This window comes from Pseudomonas simiae (assembly GCF_900111895.1).
GTDB classification, from domain to species: domain Bacteria; phylum Pseudomonadota; class Gammaproteobacteria; order Pseudomonadales; family Pseudomonadaceae; genus Aquipseudomonas; species Aquipseudomonas simiae.
This window is the reverse complement of the sequence record NZ_FOKB01000006.1, coordinates 106,124-120,726: the sequence shown is the minus strand read 5'-3', so window position 1 is coordinate 120,726 and position 14,603 is coordinate 106,124. Positions and strand designations below refer to the sequence as shown.

General features: G+C 62.1%; 12 protein-coding genes. 9 read left to right on the top strand and 3 right to left on the bottom strand.

Annotated features, from left to right (window positions below):
* From tcyN to BMZ57_RS19330, 9 genes are all read left to right on the top strand, one after another.
* Nucleotides 1-747, top strand: coding sequence for an L-cystine ABC transporter ATP-binding protein TcyN (tcyN, locus tag BMZ57_RS19370; RefSeq protein WP_010214113.1), 747 nt, complete (start codon nucleotides 1-3; stop codon nucleotides 745-747).
* A 371-nt stretch (nucleotides 748-1,118) separates the two neighbouring features.
* A complete protein-coding gene (locus BMZ57_RS19365; protein ID WP_010214115.1) occupies nucleotides 1,119-1,883 on the top strand; it encodes a hypothetical protein in 765 nt (254 codons plus the stop codon).
* Between the two features lie 186 nt (nucleotides 1,884-2,069).
* The gene (locus BMZ57_RS19360) at nucleotides 2,070-3,311 is read left to right on the top strand and encodes an SfnB family sulfur acquisition oxidoreductase (RefSeq protein WP_010214117.1); all 1,242 of its coding nucleotides are present in this window, start codon (nucleotides 2,070-2,072) and stop codon (nucleotides 3,309-3,311) included.
* Between the two features lie 24 nt (nucleotides 3,312-3,335).
* On the top strand, nucleotides 3,336-4,529 hold the full coding sequence (locus BMZ57_RS19355) for an SfnB family sulfur acquisition oxidoreductase (RefSeq protein ID WP_010214119.1): 1,194 nt from the start codon (nucleotides 3,336-3,338) through the stop codon (nucleotides 4,527-4,529).
* Nucleotides 4,529-5,881, top strand: coding sequence for an LLM class flavin-dependent oxidoreductase (locus BMZ57_RS19350; RefSeq protein ID WP_010214121.1), 1,353 nt, complete (start codon nucleotides 4,529-4,531; stop codon nucleotides 5,879-5,881). Before BMZ57_RS19355 ends, BMZ57_RS19350 begins: the two co-directional genes overlap by 1 nt.
* Nucleotides 5,882-5,934: 53 nt before the next feature.
* A complete protein-coding gene (locus tag BMZ57_RS19345) occupies nucleotides 5,935-6,750 on the top strand; it encodes a MetQ/NlpA family ABC transporter substrate-binding protein (RefSeq protein ID WP_010214122.1) in 816 nt (271 codons plus the stop codon).
* The gene (locus tag BMZ57_RS19340; protein WP_069672855.1) at nucleotides 6,747-7,862 is read left to right on the top strand and encodes a methionine ABC transporter ATP-binding protein; all 1,116 of its coding nucleotides are present in this window, start codon (nucleotides 6,747-6,749) and stop codon (nucleotides 7,860-7,862) included. Before BMZ57_RS19345 ends, BMZ57_RS19340 begins: the two co-directional genes overlap by 4 nt.
* Nucleotides 7,852-8,496, top strand: coding sequence for a methionine ABC transporter permease (locus tag BMZ57_RS19335; protein ID WP_010214125.1), 645 nt, complete (start codon nucleotides 7,852-7,854; stop codon nucleotides 8,494-8,496). The genes BMZ57_RS19340 and BMZ57_RS19335 overlap by 11 nt, the downstream gene beginning before the upstream one ends.
* A gap of 131 nt (nucleotides 8,497-8,627) precedes the next feature.
* Nucleotides 8,628-9,254, top strand: coding sequence for a class I SAM-dependent methyltransferase (locus BMZ57_RS19330; RefSeq protein ID WP_069672856.1), 627 nt, complete (start codon nucleotides 8,628-8,630; stop codon nucleotides 9,252-9,254).
* 118 nt (nucleotides 9,255-9,372) lie between these two features.
* Here BMZ57_RS19330 and BMZ57_RS19325 read toward each other — a convergent pair whose 3' ends face one another.
* From BMZ57_RS19325 to BMZ57_RS19315, 3 genes are read right to left on the bottom strand one after another with little or no spacing between them, the layout of a single operon-like run.
* On the bottom strand, nucleotides 9,373-12,438 hold the full coding sequence (locus tag BMZ57_RS19325) for an efflux RND transporter permease subunit (RefSeq protein WP_010214129.1): 3,066 nt from the start codon (nucleotides 12,436-12,438) through the stop codon (nucleotides 9,373-9,375).
* On the bottom strand, nucleotides 12,435-13,505 hold the full coding sequence (locus tag BMZ57_RS19320; protein WP_010214131.1) for an efflux RND transporter periplasmic adaptor subunit: 1,071 nt from the start codon (nucleotides 13,503-13,505) through the stop codon (nucleotides 12,435-12,437). The genes BMZ57_RS19325 and BMZ57_RS19320 overlap by 4 nt, the downstream gene beginning before the upstream one ends.
* Nucleotides 13,502-14,584: an efflux RND transporter periplasmic adaptor subunit gene (locus BMZ57_RS19315; protein ID WP_042571304.1), complete on the bottom strand. Its 1,083-nt coding sequence runs from the start codon at nucleotides 14,582-14,584 to the stop codon at nucleotides 13,502-13,504. The genes BMZ57_RS19320 and BMZ57_RS19315 overlap by 4 nt, the downstream gene beginning before the upstream one ends.
* Nucleotides 14,585-14,603 lie beyond the last annotated feature (19 nt).

Genomic DNA, 14,603 nt, shown 5'->3' with positions numbered 1-14,603 from the left:
ATGATCGTGGTTGAAAAACTGACCAAACAATTCAAGGGCCAGGTGGTGCTCAACGGCATCGACCTGGAGGTCAAGGAAGGCGAAGTCGTCGCCATCATCGGCCCCAGCGGTTCTGGCAAGACCACCTTTCTGCGCTGCCTGAATTTCCTCGAACAACCCACCAGCGGGCGTATCAAGGTGGGCGACATCGAGATCGACAGCAGCAAGCCGGTCAACCAGCAGGCAAGCCTGGTGCGGCGCCTGCGCCAGCACGTGGGTTTTGTGTTCCAGAGCTTCAACCTGTTCCCCCACCGCACCGCGCTGGAAAACGTCATCGAAGGCCCCACCGTGGTCAAGAAGATGCCGCGTGAAGCCGCTGACGCCTTGGGGCGCAAGTTGCTGGCGAGGGTGGGCCTGGCGGGCAAGGAAGACGCCTACCCACGGCGCCTGTCGGGCGGCCAGCAACAGCGCGTGGCGATTGCCCGTGCGCTGGCGATGGAGCCGGAGGTGATTCTGTTCGACGAACCCACCTCGGCCCTCGACCCGGAACTGGTGGGTGAAGTGCTGGCAACCATCCGCAGCCTCGCCGAAGAAAACCGCACCATGGTCATCGTCACCCACGAGATGAGCTTTGCCCGGGATGTGGCCAACCGGGTGATCTTCTTCGACAAGGGGGTGATCGTGGAACAAGGCGAAGCCAAGGCATTGTTCGCCAACCCCAAGGAAGAGCGCACCAAGCAGTTCCTGAGCAAATTCCTGGCTCACTGACCGACCCTGTGGGAGCTGGCTTGCCTGCGATGCAGACACCTCGGTATGACGGATAAACCGAGGTATCTGCATCGCAGGCAAGCCAGCTCCCACACAAGCGTGTTCCTACAGAAACGCCTCATTGCACGTTGTAAAACACCCCGTCGTATCCATCTGAAACGCCCGCTCCCAGTCAGACCCTTCTGAATCTGCTCCAACCCGCCGTTTAGCCCTTTGCCGCCATTGACGCTCCTTGCCCAACCCTCTTATCTAGCGCCCAGAGGATTGGATCCTATCCCGGCTATTCACTGAATCGTTCTGTTCGGCCCACTGCGCTTACCTGCGCCAAAGGTCCGGAGCGAATGCTGCTGGCTGCATCAAGGAGATTACTTATGACGCACCCCCTGCTCACCGCGCCGACACTGCCTCAGGCCATCGGCAATGGCATCAATGCCCTGGCTGCCACCCACCTGCAGGTCGACATCGCACCCTATCCCGGCATGGACGAAGGCGACTTGATCGAGCTGTTCTGGAATAACTGTTTCGCCGCTTCACGTCGGATAACCGCCTGCAAGGTCGGCGCGTTCACACACCTGCGGGTGCCGGAGAGTTTCGTGCTGGATGGCCCGGCCCGGGTGCATTACCAAGTGATGCAAGTCGGCCAGTGCCCGGCCCGCTCTGCCGTCAGGCGAGTACGTGTGAAGACCTGTTGTCCGGGCGGCCAACCGTCGCCACAGTACCTCGACGAAAACCAGAACCTCGCCCCCGTGGGCTTGCCCGACACCATCCGCCGCTTTGGCGTCAACGCCAGTCAGGTACGGCGCGGTATTCCCCTGACCATCGCGCCCTACCTGAACATGGACACTGGCGATGCGATCACCCTGCGCTGGGGCGATGTGCGCCTGGACCTGCCGAAGATCCAGGCCGTTGAAGTCGGTCTGGCGGTGCAGGTATGGGTGCCTTCATCAGTGATCACCGAAGCCGGCGACGACTGCCGACTGGAGGTGACGTACTGCGTTCTGGATCGCGTCGGCAACAATTCTCGCTGGGCGCCCTCGCGCACCCTACGCATTGCCGCCGGGGTGCCGCCCGCTGTGGCCGGGACGGTGCTGATCTATCAACCGCGGACACCGGGATCGCCCTGCGAGCCGGGGTAACAGACCTTCTATGCATATTCCCAAAAGTTAGTTTATTTATATATTTAACAAGCTTAGGGTATATGCACCGGACCACCGGACATCGCTGATTTTTCTTTTTTATTTCATTGAATGCGAGGTCGGTATGGTCAGGATCACCCCGGTGCACAACGCCAGGGCATTACGTGCAGCCAAGGAGCGGCGCTGATGTCTAACTTGGCTCAAACACCCCCCCAGAGCGATCAGGATGTTGCTCCCCTGCTGTTGCCGGCCACCGTGCTGCGCAACGATGCTGAGGCACTGAAAGCTGCCCATGAACTGGCCCAGGCTGCGCGCCTGCAAGCCTCCAAGCGCGACCAGCAACGCAAGCTGCCATGGGCACAGATCGAACAGTTCACCCGCAGTGGGCTCGGCAGTATTTCCATTCCCCGTGAGTACGGCGGCCCGCAGGTGTCTTTCGTGACCCTGGCCGACGTGTTTGCAATCATCAGCGCGGCAGACCCAGCCCTCGGGCAGATCCCGCAGAACCACTTCGGCATCCTGCACCTGCTGCAGGGTGCCGCCACCGAACGCCAGAAAAAGCTGCTGTTCCAGAGCGTCCTCGACGGCTGGCGCATCGGCAATGGCGGCCCGGAACGCGGCACCAAAAACACCCTGGAACTCAAGGCGCGCATCACCGCCGAGGGTGATGGTTATGTGCTCAGCGGTCAGAAGTTCTACTCAACCGGAGCGCTGTTTGCGCACTGGGTGGCCGTCAAAGCATTAAACGATGACGGCAAGCAGGTCATGGCGTTTGTGCGTCGTGGCACCGAAGGGCTGCGCATCGTTGACGACTGGTCAGGCTTCGGTCAGCGCACCACCGCCAGCGGCACCGTGTTACTGGACCAGGTGCCAGTGGACGCCGAACAGGTCGTGGAAAACTGGCGTATCGGCGAGACACCGAATATCCAGGGCGCCGTCTCCCAATTGATCCAGGCGGCCATCGACGCCGGCATCGCACGCGGCGCGCTCGACGACACCATCGCGTTCGTACGTGAACACTCGCGCCCGTGGATCGATGCCAAAGTCGAACGCGCCAGCGATGACCTGTATGTGATCGCCGACGTCGGCAAATTGAAGATTGAATTGCACGCCGCCGAGGCCCTGCTGCGCAAGGCCGGCCAGGTGCTTGACCAGGTCAGCGCCGCGCCGATCACTGCGCAGTCCGCCGCCCGTGCCTCGATTGCCGTGGCCGAGGCCAAGGTGCTGACCACCGAAGTGTCGCTGCTGGTCAGCGAAAAACTCTTCGAGCTGGCCGGCAGCCGCGCAACGCTCGCGGAGTTCAACCTCGACCGTCATTGGCGCAACGCCCGCGTACACACCCTGCACGACCCGGTGCGCTGGAAGTATCACGCGGTGGGCGCTTATCGCCTGAACGGCACCTTGCCGGCTCGTCATTCCTGGATCTGACCGACCAGACATCTGGAGAACACCATGACTTTCTCTCACCCCGTCGCGGTCATCACCAGCGACGAACAAGCCCTTATTGTCGCCAGCGACCTAGCCGAAGATTTGCGCCGCGACAGTGCCCAGCGTGACCGCGAGCGCCGCCTTCCCCTGCCCGAACTGGAGGTGTTTTCGCGCTCCGGCCTGTGGGGTATCAGCGTACCCAAGGCATTCGGCGGGGCGGGCGTTTCCAACGTCACCCTGGCCAAGGTCATTGCCCTGATCGCCCAGGCGGATGCGTCCCTGGGCCAGATCCCGCAGAACCATTTTTATGCACTGGAAGTGCTGCGCGTGAACGGCAGCCCGGCGCAGCAAAAGCGTCTGTACGCCGAAGTCCTCGCTGGCCAACGCTTCGGCAACGCCCTGGCGGAACTGGGCACCAAGACTGCTCACGACCGCGTCACCAAGATCACCCGCGACGGTGACGGTTTCCGTATCAGCGGCCGCAAGTTCTACGCCACCGGCGCGATTTACGCCCAGCGCATCCCCACCTCGGTGGTGGATGAACAGGGCGTGCAGCAACTGGCTTTTGTCCCGCGTGACAGTGAAGGGTTGAGCGTGATCGACGACTGGAGCGGCTTCGGCCAGCGCACCACCGGCAGCGGCTCGGTGGTGTTCGATAACGTGTGGGTCGCCGCACAGGACGTGATCCCATTCCAGAGCGCCTTCGAGCGCCCTACAACCGTCGGCCCGCTGGCGCAGATCCTCCACGCCGCAATCGACACCGGTATCGCCCGCGCGGCCTTTGAAGACGCACTGCACTTTGTGCGCACCAAGACCCGCCCGTGGATCGATTCCGGCACCGACAAAGCCACTGACGACCCACTGACCCTGAAAAGCTTCGGGCACCTGAGCATCCGCCTGCATGCCACCGAGGCACTGCTGGAGCGTTCGGGCGAATTCCTCGACCGCGCCCAGGCCGACAGCAACGCCGAGACTGTTGCAGCCGCCTCCATCGCCGTCGCCGAAGTACGCGCCTTGAGCACCGAAATCTCCCTGGCCGCCGGCAGCACCTTGTTCGAACTCGCAGGCAGCCAGGCGACCCTGGCCGAACATGGCCTGGACCGCCACTGGCGCAACGCCCGCGTGCACACCCTGCACGACCCGGTGCGCTGGAAGTATCACGCGGTGGGCAACTATTACCTCAACGATGAGAACCCACCACTGCGGGGGACCATCTGATGAGCAAAAAGAAGATCCTGCTCAATGCGTTCAACATGAACTGCATCGGGCATATCAATCATGGCCTGTGGACCCATCCACGGGACACGTCCACCGAATACAAGACGATCGAGTACTGGACCGAACTGGCCAAGACGCTGGAAAGGGGGCTGTTCGATGGCTTGTTCATCGCCGATATCGTCGGCGTGTACGACGTCTATCAGAATTCCATCGACGTGCCGCTCAAAGAGTCGATCCAGCTTCCGGTGAATGACCCGCTGCTGCTGGTCTCGGCCATGGCGGCCGTCACCCGAAACCTCGGCTTTGGCCTTACGGCCAACCTCACCTACGAGCCGCCTTATCTGTTCGCCCGCCGCATGTCGACGCTGGATCACCTGAGCCGTGGCCGAGTCGGCTGGAACATCGTCACCGGCTACCTCGACAGTGCCGCCAAGGCCATGGGCCTGACCGAGCAGGTCGAGCATGACCGCCGTTACGACCAGGCCGATGAATACCTAGAGGTGCTGTACAAACTCTGGGAAGGCAGCTGGGAAGACGGCGCGGTGCTCAATGATCCGCAGACGCGGGTGTATGCGCAGCCGGGCAAGGTGCACAAAATCGAGCATCACGGCGAGTTCTACCAGGTGGAGGGTTATCACCTGTGCGAACCGTCGCCACAACGTACGCCGGTACTGTTCCAGGCCGGCAGTTCGGACCGTGGTTTGCTGTTCGCCGGCCGGCATGCCGAATGTGTGTTTATCAGCGGGCAGAACAAGGCCGCGACCAAGGTCCAGGTGGACAAGGTACGCGCCAGCGCCGTGGAGGCCGGGCGCAACCCGGATGACATCAAGGTGTTCATGGGCCTCAACGTAATCGTGGGCGCCACTGAAGCGCTGGCCTGGGAAAAGCACGCCGAATACCTGAGCTACGCCAGCGCGGAAGCCGGCGTGGCACATTTTTCGGCGTCCACCGCGATTGATTTCGCCCAGTACGAGCTGGACGAGCCGATCCAGTACGTAAAGAGCAACGCGATCCAGTCGGCCACCAAGAACCTGCAAAACAACGACTGGACCCGGCGCAAGTTACTGGAACAGCACGCCTTGGGCGGACGCTACATCACCTTGGTCGGCTCACCGGAACAGGTCGCCGATGAGCTGGAATCCTGGATCAGCGAAACCGGCCTGGATGGCTTCAACCTCACGCGCATCGTCACGCCGGAAAGCTACGTGGACTTCATCGACCTGGTGGTGCCGGAGTTGCAAAAGCGCGGGTCGTACAAGACCGCCTATGAGCACGGCACGCTGCGCGAAAAGGTCTTCCATGGCAGCGCCCGCTTACCCGAACAGCACACCGGCTCCACCTACAGACACTAATCAAAAATAGATCCTCATTGCTCGTACCTACACCTTATGACTGGAAATCGACTATGAAAAAGACACTGCTTACCCACCCAGTCAAAGCACTGGCACTGGCCTTGGGTTTGTTCAGCTCGGTGGTGTTCGCCGCCGAGGCACCGTTGAAGATCGGCACCACAGCAGCCTTCGCCATTCCCCTTGAGGCCGCCGTTGCCGAAGCCGGCAAGCAAGGCCTTAAGGTTGAACTGGTGGAGTTCACCGACTGGATTGCCCCCAACGTCAGCCTGGCGGCGGGGGATATCGACGTGAACTACTTCCAGCACATCCCGTTCCTGGAAAACGCCAAGGCCGCCGCCGGCTTTGACCTGGTGCCGTACGCGCCGGGCATCATCAACAACGTCGGCCTGTATTCGAAGCAGTACAAGAGCATCAACGACCTGCCCCAGGGCGCCAGCGTGGCGATTGCCAATGACCCGATCAACAGCGGCCGCGGCCTGCAACTGCTGGCCAAGGCCGGGCTGATCACCCTTAAACCGGGCGTAGGCTACAAGGCCACCGAAGAGGACATCGTTTCCAACCCGAAGAAGATCAAGATCCTGCAAGTCGAGGCCGTGCAACTGGTACGCGCCTATGACGACGCCGACCTGGTGCAGGGTTACCCGGCGTATATCCGCCTGTCCAAGACCTTCGATGCCGAGTCGGCACTGCTGTTCGATGGCCTTGACCACCCGGAGTACGTGATCCAGTTTGTGATCCAGCCCAAGAGCAAGACCGACCCGCGCGTGATCAAGTTCGTCGACATCTACCAGCACTCGCCCGCCGTCCGTGCGGCGTTGGACAAGTCACTGGGCAAGCTCTACCAGGTCGGCTGGGAAGATAAAAAATGACCGCCGCCAACGCCCAAGTGCGCGACCTGGGCTTGCCGCCCAGAGACGCCGAGCAGACAGAACTGCACCCTGACTTGAACCGTGCCCATGTGCGCTTTATCAACCTGGGCAAGACCTACGACGGCACCGTGCATGCCCTGCAAGGCATCGACCTGGCGATCCAGCGCGGTGAAGTGTTCGGCATTATCGGCCGCAGCGGCGCCGGCAAGTCGTCGCTGATCCGCACCATCAACCGACTGGAACTACCCAGCAGCGGGCGCGTGCTGATCGATCAGGTCGACATCGGCGCGTTCGACGAAGACCGCCTGGTGGCGCTGCGGCGGCGCATCGGCATGATCTTCCAGCACTTCAACCTAATGTCGGCCAAGACCGTGTGGCAGAACGTCGAATTGCCGCTCAAAGTCGCCGGCATCCCCAAGCTGCAGCGCGAGCAGAAGGTGCGTGAACTGCTGGAACTGGTGGGCCTCAAGGACAAGCACAAGGCCTACCCGGCGCAACTCTCCGGCGGGCAGAAACAGCGCGTGGGCATTGCCCGTTCGCTGGTGCATGACCCCGAGATTCTGCTGTGCGACGAGGCCACCTCGGCCCTCGACCCGGAGACCACCCAATCGATCCTCGGCCTGCTGCGCGAGATCAACCAACGCCTGGGCCTGACCATCGTGTTGATCACCCATGAAATGGCGGTGATCCGCGAAATCTGCGACCGCGTGGTGGTGCTCGAACACGGGCGCATCGTCGAGCAAGGCCCGGTGTGGCAGGTGTTTGGCGATCCGCAGCATGCGGTCAGCAAAACCCTGCTGGCACCGCTGCAACATGGGCTGCCGGAGGAGTTGCAAAGCCGTTTGCAGGCCAGACCGGCTACCGCCGATGCCGCAGTGGTGCTGCGCCTGCAATTCACCGGCAGTGATACCGACGAGCCGGACCTGGCCGCGTTGTTCAGCGCCCTCGGCGGGCGCGTGCGCTTGCTGCAAGGCGGTGTGGAACGTATCCAGGGGCATGCCCTCGGGCAACTGCTGCTGGCGGTGAATGGCTCGCCGCACACGGCTGAAGAACTGCGCAACCGCGCTGGGAATTGGGCGCAACAGGTGGAGGTGCTGGGCCATGTGGTTTGATCGTTTAGTGCAGGGCGCCATCGACACCTTGTTGATGGTCGGTGTGTCGTCACTGATCGCGTTGCTGGTGGGGATTCCGCTGGCGGTGTTCCTGGTCACCAGCGACAAGGGCGGCATCTATCAGGCTCCGGCGCTGAACCGGGTGCTGGGGGCGTTCGTCAATCTGTTCCGCTCGATTCCGTTTCTGATCCTGATGGTGGCGCTCATACCGTTCACCCGGCTGATCGTCGGCACCACTTACGGCGTGTGGGCGGCGGTGGTGCCGCTGACCATCGCCGCGACGCCGTTCTTTGCGCGTATCGCCGAAGTGAGCCTGCGCGAAGTCGACCACGGCTTGATCGAAGCCGCACAAGCCATGGGCTGCCGGCGCTGGCACATCATCTGGCATGTGCTGCTGCCCGAAGCGCTGCCGGGGATCGTCGGCGGCTTCACCATCACCCTGGTGACCATGATCAACTCCTCGGCCATGGCTGGGGCGATTGGTGCAGGTGGGTTGGGGGATATTGCCTACCGCTATGGTTATCAGCGCTTTGATACGCAGATCATGCTGACGGTGATTGTGCTGCTGGTGCTGCTGGTGGCGGTGATTCAGCTGGGCGGGGACCGCTTGGCGCGGGGACTGAACAAGCGCTGAGTACTTGTTTGCACCTGTTAAGGCTGACAGTTGTTGGGTGACGCTTTCGCGTATTTAATCGGTTTGACACCGTCAGGCGCAGTCGACTGGACATGGTATATAGTCAGGATTTGGCCCTCGAAGCATCCCCCATGAAACTCGCCCCCGACGACCTCAACCAGATCACCGCCACCACCCTCGGCCACTACAACAGCGTGGCCGAGGACTTCCGTGAAGGCACCCGCGACCACGACGTGAGCCAGAACATCGACGCGCTGCTGCGGCATATCCAGGGTACAGCGCCGTTTACCGTGCTGGACTTCGGCTGCGGGCCGGGCCGGGATTTGCAGACCTTTACGCGCAGGGGGCATATCGCCGTGGGGCTCGACGGCTCCGAGCGATTTGCGCAGATGGCGCGGGAAGACAGTGGCTGTGAAGTGTTGCAGCAAGACTTTCTGAAGCTGGATTTGCCTGCCGAGCGCTTCGACGGGGTGTTTGCCAACGCGGTGCTGTTTCATATTCCCAAACAGGAGTTGCCGCGTGTGCTCAAGCAACTGCATGGAACGCTGAAACCTGGCGGCGTGTTGTTCAGTTCCAATCCACGCGGAGAAAACCAGGAAGGCTGGAATGGGCCGCGGTATGGGTCTTATCACGACTTGGCGGCGTGGCAAGCACTGCTGACGGCGGCGGGTTTTGTGGAGCTGGAGCATTACTATCGCCCGGCTGGGCTGCCTTTGGAGCAGCAGCCTTGGCTAGCCAGCGTCTGGAGTAAACCGTAGAGCCGACCTGGCAATACATTCCAAATGTGGGAGCGGGCTTGCTCGCGAATGCGGTGTGTCAGTCGCCAGATGTAGTGGCTGAACCACCGCTTTCGCGAGCAAGCCCGCTCCCACATTTTTAACCGCGTTTTTCCTGCTGCTCTTGCTTGGGCTCGCGGATTTTGTACCAGGCCACGTAGAGCGCCGGCAGGAACAACAGCGTCAACAAGGTGGCGATGATAATCCCACCAATCATTGCGTAGGCCATCGGGCCCCAGAACACTTCACGCGCGATCGGGATCATGCCCAGGCTCGCCGCTGCGGCCGTGAGCAGGATCGGCCGACGCCGGTGCTCGGTGGCTTCCACCACGGCATCCCACGGCGTATAGCCAGCCACTTCATATTCATGAATCTGCGTCACCAGGATCACCGAGTTGCGGATGATGATGCCGATCAACGCGAGAATGCCGAGGATCGCCACAAAGCCCATGGGCGTGCCCGTGGGGATCAACGCCAGCACCACACCGATCAGCCCCAACGGCGCGACACTCGCCACCAGGAACATCTTCTGCACGCTGTGCAGCTGGATCATCAGGAAGGTCGCCATCAGGAACAGCATCAGCGGCACCACCTTGGCAATCGGTCCCTGGGCCTTGCCGCTTTCTTCCACGGTGCCGCCGGTGGCGACCTTGTAGCCCACCGGCAAACCGGCGCTGAACTTGTCGATCTCAGGCTTGAGCTGTTTCACCAGGTCCGTAGGTTGCATCTCATCACGCACCGACGCCTTGATGGTGATCGTCGGGTTGCGGTCGCGGCGCCACACCAACGGCTGCTCCAACTCGTAGCGCACGGTGGCGAAGGCCAACAGCGGAATCGAGGTGCCGTTGGGCGTGACGATCTGCAGGTTCTGTAAGGTCTCCGGCGTACCGCGCTCGGCGTCCTCGGCGCGGCCGACCACATTGATCAGGTAGATATCGTCATGCACCTGGGTCACCGAGGCGCCGCTGACCACACTGTTCATCAACTGCGCCACGTCTTCCGACGACAGCCCCAATTGCCGCGCCTTGTCCTGGGCGATGTCGATGCGCAGTACTTTGCCCGGCTCGTTCCAGTCGTAGATGATCTCGCCCAGGTGGCTGTTCTTGTCCAGCAGGGTTGCCAGTTCGATGGCGTGTTTGCGCACCTGGTCAGTGTCTTTGCCCGACACGCGATACTGAATCGGCCTACCCACCGGCGGACCCATTTCCAGCGGCTGCACGTAGCTGCCGATGCCGACGAAATCATCGCGCAGGCGCTTCTGCAGGCGGGCGATCAATTCACCGCGCTCTTCCAGGCCCTTACTCACGATGACCAACTGCGCGTAGTAGGGGTTTTCCAGTTGCTGGTCGAGGGGCAGGTAGAAACGGATCGCGCCCTGGCCGATATAGGTGCTCCAGCGCGCAATGTCCGGGTCGTCCTTGATGATCGCTTCCAGGCGATCGACGGCCTTGCGCGTCTCGTTGATCGAGGCGTTTTGCGGCAGGTTCAGGTCAACCAGGAGCTCCGGGCGGTCCGACGATGGGAAGAACTGGTTCTGCACAAACTGCATGGAGAACACCGACGCCACGAACAGCGCCACGGTAATGCCGATCGCCCACCAGCGATTACGCATGGCCCACAGCATGCCGCCGTTGAACGCACGGCCAATCCGCCCCGGCTCGGCATTGTGGGGCTTCACGTTGGCACTGAGGATATGCACGCCGATCACCGGCGCAAACAGCACCGCCACCACCCACGACACCAGCATCGCCACGGCAATCACCGCAAACAGGGTGAAGGTGTACTCGCCCGCCGAACTGGCGTTGAGGCCGATCGGCACAAAACCCGCCACGGTCACCAGCGTACCGGTGAGCATCGGGAATGCCGTGGAGGTGTAGGCGTAAGTCGCCGCCTGCTCCTTGGTTTCGCCTTTTTCCAGGCGCGTGATCATCATCTCGACGGTGATCATCGCATCGTCCACCAACAGGCCAAGGGCGATGATCAGCGCGCCCAGCGACACCCGTTGCATGGTAATGCCGCTGTATTCCATGAACACAAACACCAGCGCCAGCACCAACGGAATCGAGCACGCCACCACCAACCCGGCGCGCATGCCCAGGCTGATAAAGCTCACCACCAGCACGATGATCACCGCTTCGAACAGCGCGCTGGTAAAGCCGCCGACGGCCTCTTCCACCACTTCTGCCTGGTCGGACACCTTGTGCACACCCACGCCCACCGGCAGGTCGGCGGTCAACTCGTCCATGCGCTCATGCAGGGCTTTGCCGAACGACTGGATATTGCCACCCTTCTGCATGGCGATCGCCAACCCGATCGCCGGCTTGCCGTTGAAACGGAACATGGGCCGCGCTGGGTCGACATAGCCTCGGCTGATGTCGGCAATGTCCGCCAGACGATAAAAGCGATCATTGAGCCGCAGGTTGACGTTGGCCAGGTCCTTCTCCGAGGCGAACTGCCCCGAGGTGCGCACCGAAATCCGCTCGGGACCTGCCTCGATCACCCCGGCCGGCGTCACCGCGTTCTGCGATTGCAGGCTTTGCACCACTTGGCGCTGGTCAATCCCCAGGGCTGCCAATTTGCGCGTGGAGAAATTCAGGTAAATCACTTCGTCCTGCTGGCCGATCATCTCGACCTTGCCCAACCCCGGCACCGAGCGGATCTCGGCGCGCACCTGCTCGACATAATCGCGCAGCTGACGCATCGACAGGCCGTCGCCGGTAAAGGCGTACACCGAGCCGAATACGTCACCGAACTCATCGTTGAACGATGGCCCCTGCAAGCCTTGTGGGAAGGTGCCACGGATGTCGTCGATCTTCTTGCGGACCTGATACCAGATCTCCGGGATGGCCTTGGCGCTGGTGGTGTCCTTAAGGAACACGAACACCGTGGACTCGCCTGGCCGGGTGTAGCTTTTCACGTAGTCGAGAGCGTCGAGTTCTTCGAGTTTTTTCTCAATGCGGTCGGTGACCTGCTTGAGGGTTTCTTCCTGGGTCGCGCCCGGCCACCGGGTCTGGATCACCATGGTCTTGATGGTGAACGAAGGGTCTTCCTCACGGCCCAGGTTCATGTAGGAAAACACGCCCATCAGCAGCGCGACGAACATCAGGTACCAGACGAAGGACTGATGCTTGAGGGCCCAGTCGGATAAGTTGAAGCTCCCTTTCATCGCGGGCTGTCCTCGTCGATTTTGACTTTTTGCCCAGGCTTCAGGCTGTTCACGCCGGCGATAACAATGCGCTCGCCAGGTTTGACGCCGTCATTGAGCAAGGCGCTGTCGGCGTCACGGCTGATCACGCTGATGTCGCGCGTTTGCACGGTCTGGCTGTGAGTGTCGAGCAGCCAGATGCGGGTCTTGCCGTCGACCTCCTGCAAAGCACTCAGGGGGACTTCGATGCGTGGCGCGATGGCCGTGCTCAAGGTCACACTGATCGCCGTGCCGAGGCGGAAAGCGGGCGGCGTTTCCGTCAAGGTCAGGCGTGCGCGACGGGTGCGCGTGGCGCTTTGGGCCTGGGGTTCGATCTCGCGCACGATGGCGGTGGTGTTCACGCTCGGATCGAGTTGCCCCGCGACCAGAAACACCACATCCGGCGGCAAACGCTCGGCAAGGCCGGCCGGCAGATCGATCACCGCTTCCTTGATATCCGGGCGCGCCAGGGTCACCACTTGCTGGCCGGCACTGACCACCTGGCCGGCCTCGGCATTCCAGGCGGTGACGATACCGGCGTGGTCAGTGCGCAATTCGGCATAGCGGAGTTGATCGTTGGCCTGATTGACTGAGGCTTTCGCCTGGTCGAGTGTGGCCTGGGTGGTTTTCAGGTCAGTCTGGGCGATGTCCAGTTGGGCCTGGGCGCCAACGCCACGGTTGAACAGCTCCTGCTGGCGGCGGGCGTTGGCCTGGGCGTTGATGTATTGCGCCTGCACGCGGGCCAGGTCGCCCTGGGCCGAACGCAATTGGTTCTGCTGGTCGGTGGGATCCAGGACAGCAAGCAAGGCGCCCTTCTCCACCTCGGCGCCCACATCCACGACGCGGCGGGCAATGCGACCGGGCACGCGGAAGCCCAGGTTACTTTCATAGCGCGCCTGGATGGTGCCGGCGAAGCGGCCGAGGTTTTCCTGATCCTCGGCTTTCACTTCCATGGACAGCACCGGCCGCACGGGCTCCGGCGGCGCGTCTTCCTTGGAGCAGGCCACCAGCAACAGGCTGGCGGCGAGTATCCCCGTCAGGCGCTTCATGGCTGGGCTCCTTGCTGGGCGATCTCGACCCGCATGCCGGGGTGCAGCAATTGCCCGCCGGCCACCACGACTTTTTCGCCGCCCTTGAGGCCGTCGCCAATGATGACTTTGCCGGTGAGGTAACGCGCCACGGTGACCTTGTGCAGTTGCGCCTTGCCCTCGCCGTCGATCAGCCACACGGCGGGCTCACTGAGGTCTTTCGTCAGCGCAGCCCAAGGCAATTCGATACTGGCCTTGGCCGGGCCATTGGCAGTGGCGCTCACCACCGAGCCCAGCTCCATCCCTTTGGGCAACGCTTGCAGGGCGATTTTCACCTGCACGGTGCCGGTATTGGCGGCCACGGCAGGCGTGACCTCACGCACTTTGCCCACAGCCTTGATGCTCGGGTTATCCAACAGGCTGACGGTGATCGGCGCATCCGGTGGCGGTTCCACCAGCAGGGATTCATACACATTGAACACCGCGTCGCGCTCGCCATCGCGGGCCAGGCTGAAAATCGGCACGGTAGCCTGTACAACCTGGCCCACCTCGGCCTGGCGTGCGGTGATCACACCAGGTGCGTCGGCGATCAGCGAGGTGTAGCCGAGTTGCTCGCGGGCATTGGCCAGTTGGGCCTGGGCGGCGGCCAATGCGCTTTGACTGCTGCGCAGCGCGGCCTGGGCGGAATCGTATTCGCTGCGACTGGTGTAGCCCTTGGGCAGGAGTTTTTCCTGGCGTACGAAGGCGGCGGCGGTTTGCTTGACCCGTGCCTGCTCGGCCACGACCTGGGCCTGAGCGGAGTCGACGTTGGTCTGCAGGTCCTTGGGATCGAGCTTGGCCAGCACTTGCTTGGCGGTCACACGGTCGCCCACGTCCACCATACGCTGGATGATCTTGCCACCCACGCGAAAGGACAGATCGGTTTGCACCCGAGCCTGAATATCGCCGGTGAGCGTGACCGCCGCAGCAAAGTCCGCTGACTGCACGGTTTGCACAAATACCCGCGAATGCTGTTTGGGTTCAGCCTTCTCCTCGCCACAGCCACTCAGTAGCGTCAGCAGGCCAAGTCCGAAAATACAGGTGAAAATGCGACCGCCCATGCAGGCTCCTTGTGCGTGA

What these genes read in the sequence shown, in the direction of transcription:
- BMZ57_RS19350 (WP_010214121.1), top strand. Translation starts at nt 4,529, where the DNA reads ATGAGCAAAAAGAAGATCCTGCTCAATGCGTTCAACATGAACTGCATC.
- BMZ57_RS19360 (WP_010214117.1), top strand. Translation starts at nt 2,070, where the DNA reads ATGTCTAACTTGGCTCAAACACCCCCCCAGAGCGATCAGGATGTTGCT.
- BMZ57_RS19320 (WP_010214131.1), bottom strand. Translation starts at nt 13,505, where the DNA reads ATGAAGCGCCTGACGGGGATACTCGCCGCCAGCCTGTTGCTGGTGGCC.
- BMZ57_RS19355 (WP_010214119.1), top strand. Translation starts at nt 3,336, where the DNA reads ATGACTTTCTCTCACCCCGTCGCGGTCATCACCAGCGACGAACAAGCC.
- BMZ57_RS19335 (WP_010214125.1), top strand. Translation starts at nt 7,852, where the DNA reads ATGTGGTTTGATCGTTTAGTGCAGGGCGCCATCGACACCTTGTTGATG.
- BMZ57_RS19365 (WP_010214115.1), top strand. Translation starts at nt 1,119, where the DNA reads ATGACGCACCCCCTGCTCACCGCGCCGACACTGCCTCAGGCCATCGGC.
- BMZ57_RS19330 (WP_069672856.1), top strand. Translation starts at nt 8,628, where the DNA reads ATGAAACTCGCCCCCGACGACCTCAACCAGATCACCGCCACCACCCTC.
- tcyN (WP_010214113.1), top strand. Translation starts at nt 1, where the DNA reads ATGATCGTGGTTGAAAAACTGACCAAACAATTCAAGGGCCAGGTGGTG.
- BMZ57_RS19325 (WP_010214129.1), bottom strand. Translation starts at nt 12,438, where the DNA reads ATGAAAGGGAGCTTCAACTTATCCGACTGGGCCCTCAAGCATCAGTCC.
- BMZ57_RS19345 (WP_010214122.1), top strand. Translation starts at nt 5,935, where the DNA reads ATGAAAAAGACACTGCTTACCCACCCAGTCAAAGCACTGGCACTGGCC.
- BMZ57_RS19315 (WP_042571304.1), bottom strand. Translation starts at nt 14,584, where the DNA reads ATGGGCGGTCGCATTTTCACCTGTATTTTCGGACTTGGCCTGCTGACG.
- BMZ57_RS19340 (WP_069672855.1), top strand. Translation starts at nt 6,747, where the DNA reads ATGACCGCCGCCAACGCCCAAGTGCGCGACCTGGGCTTGCCGCCCAGA.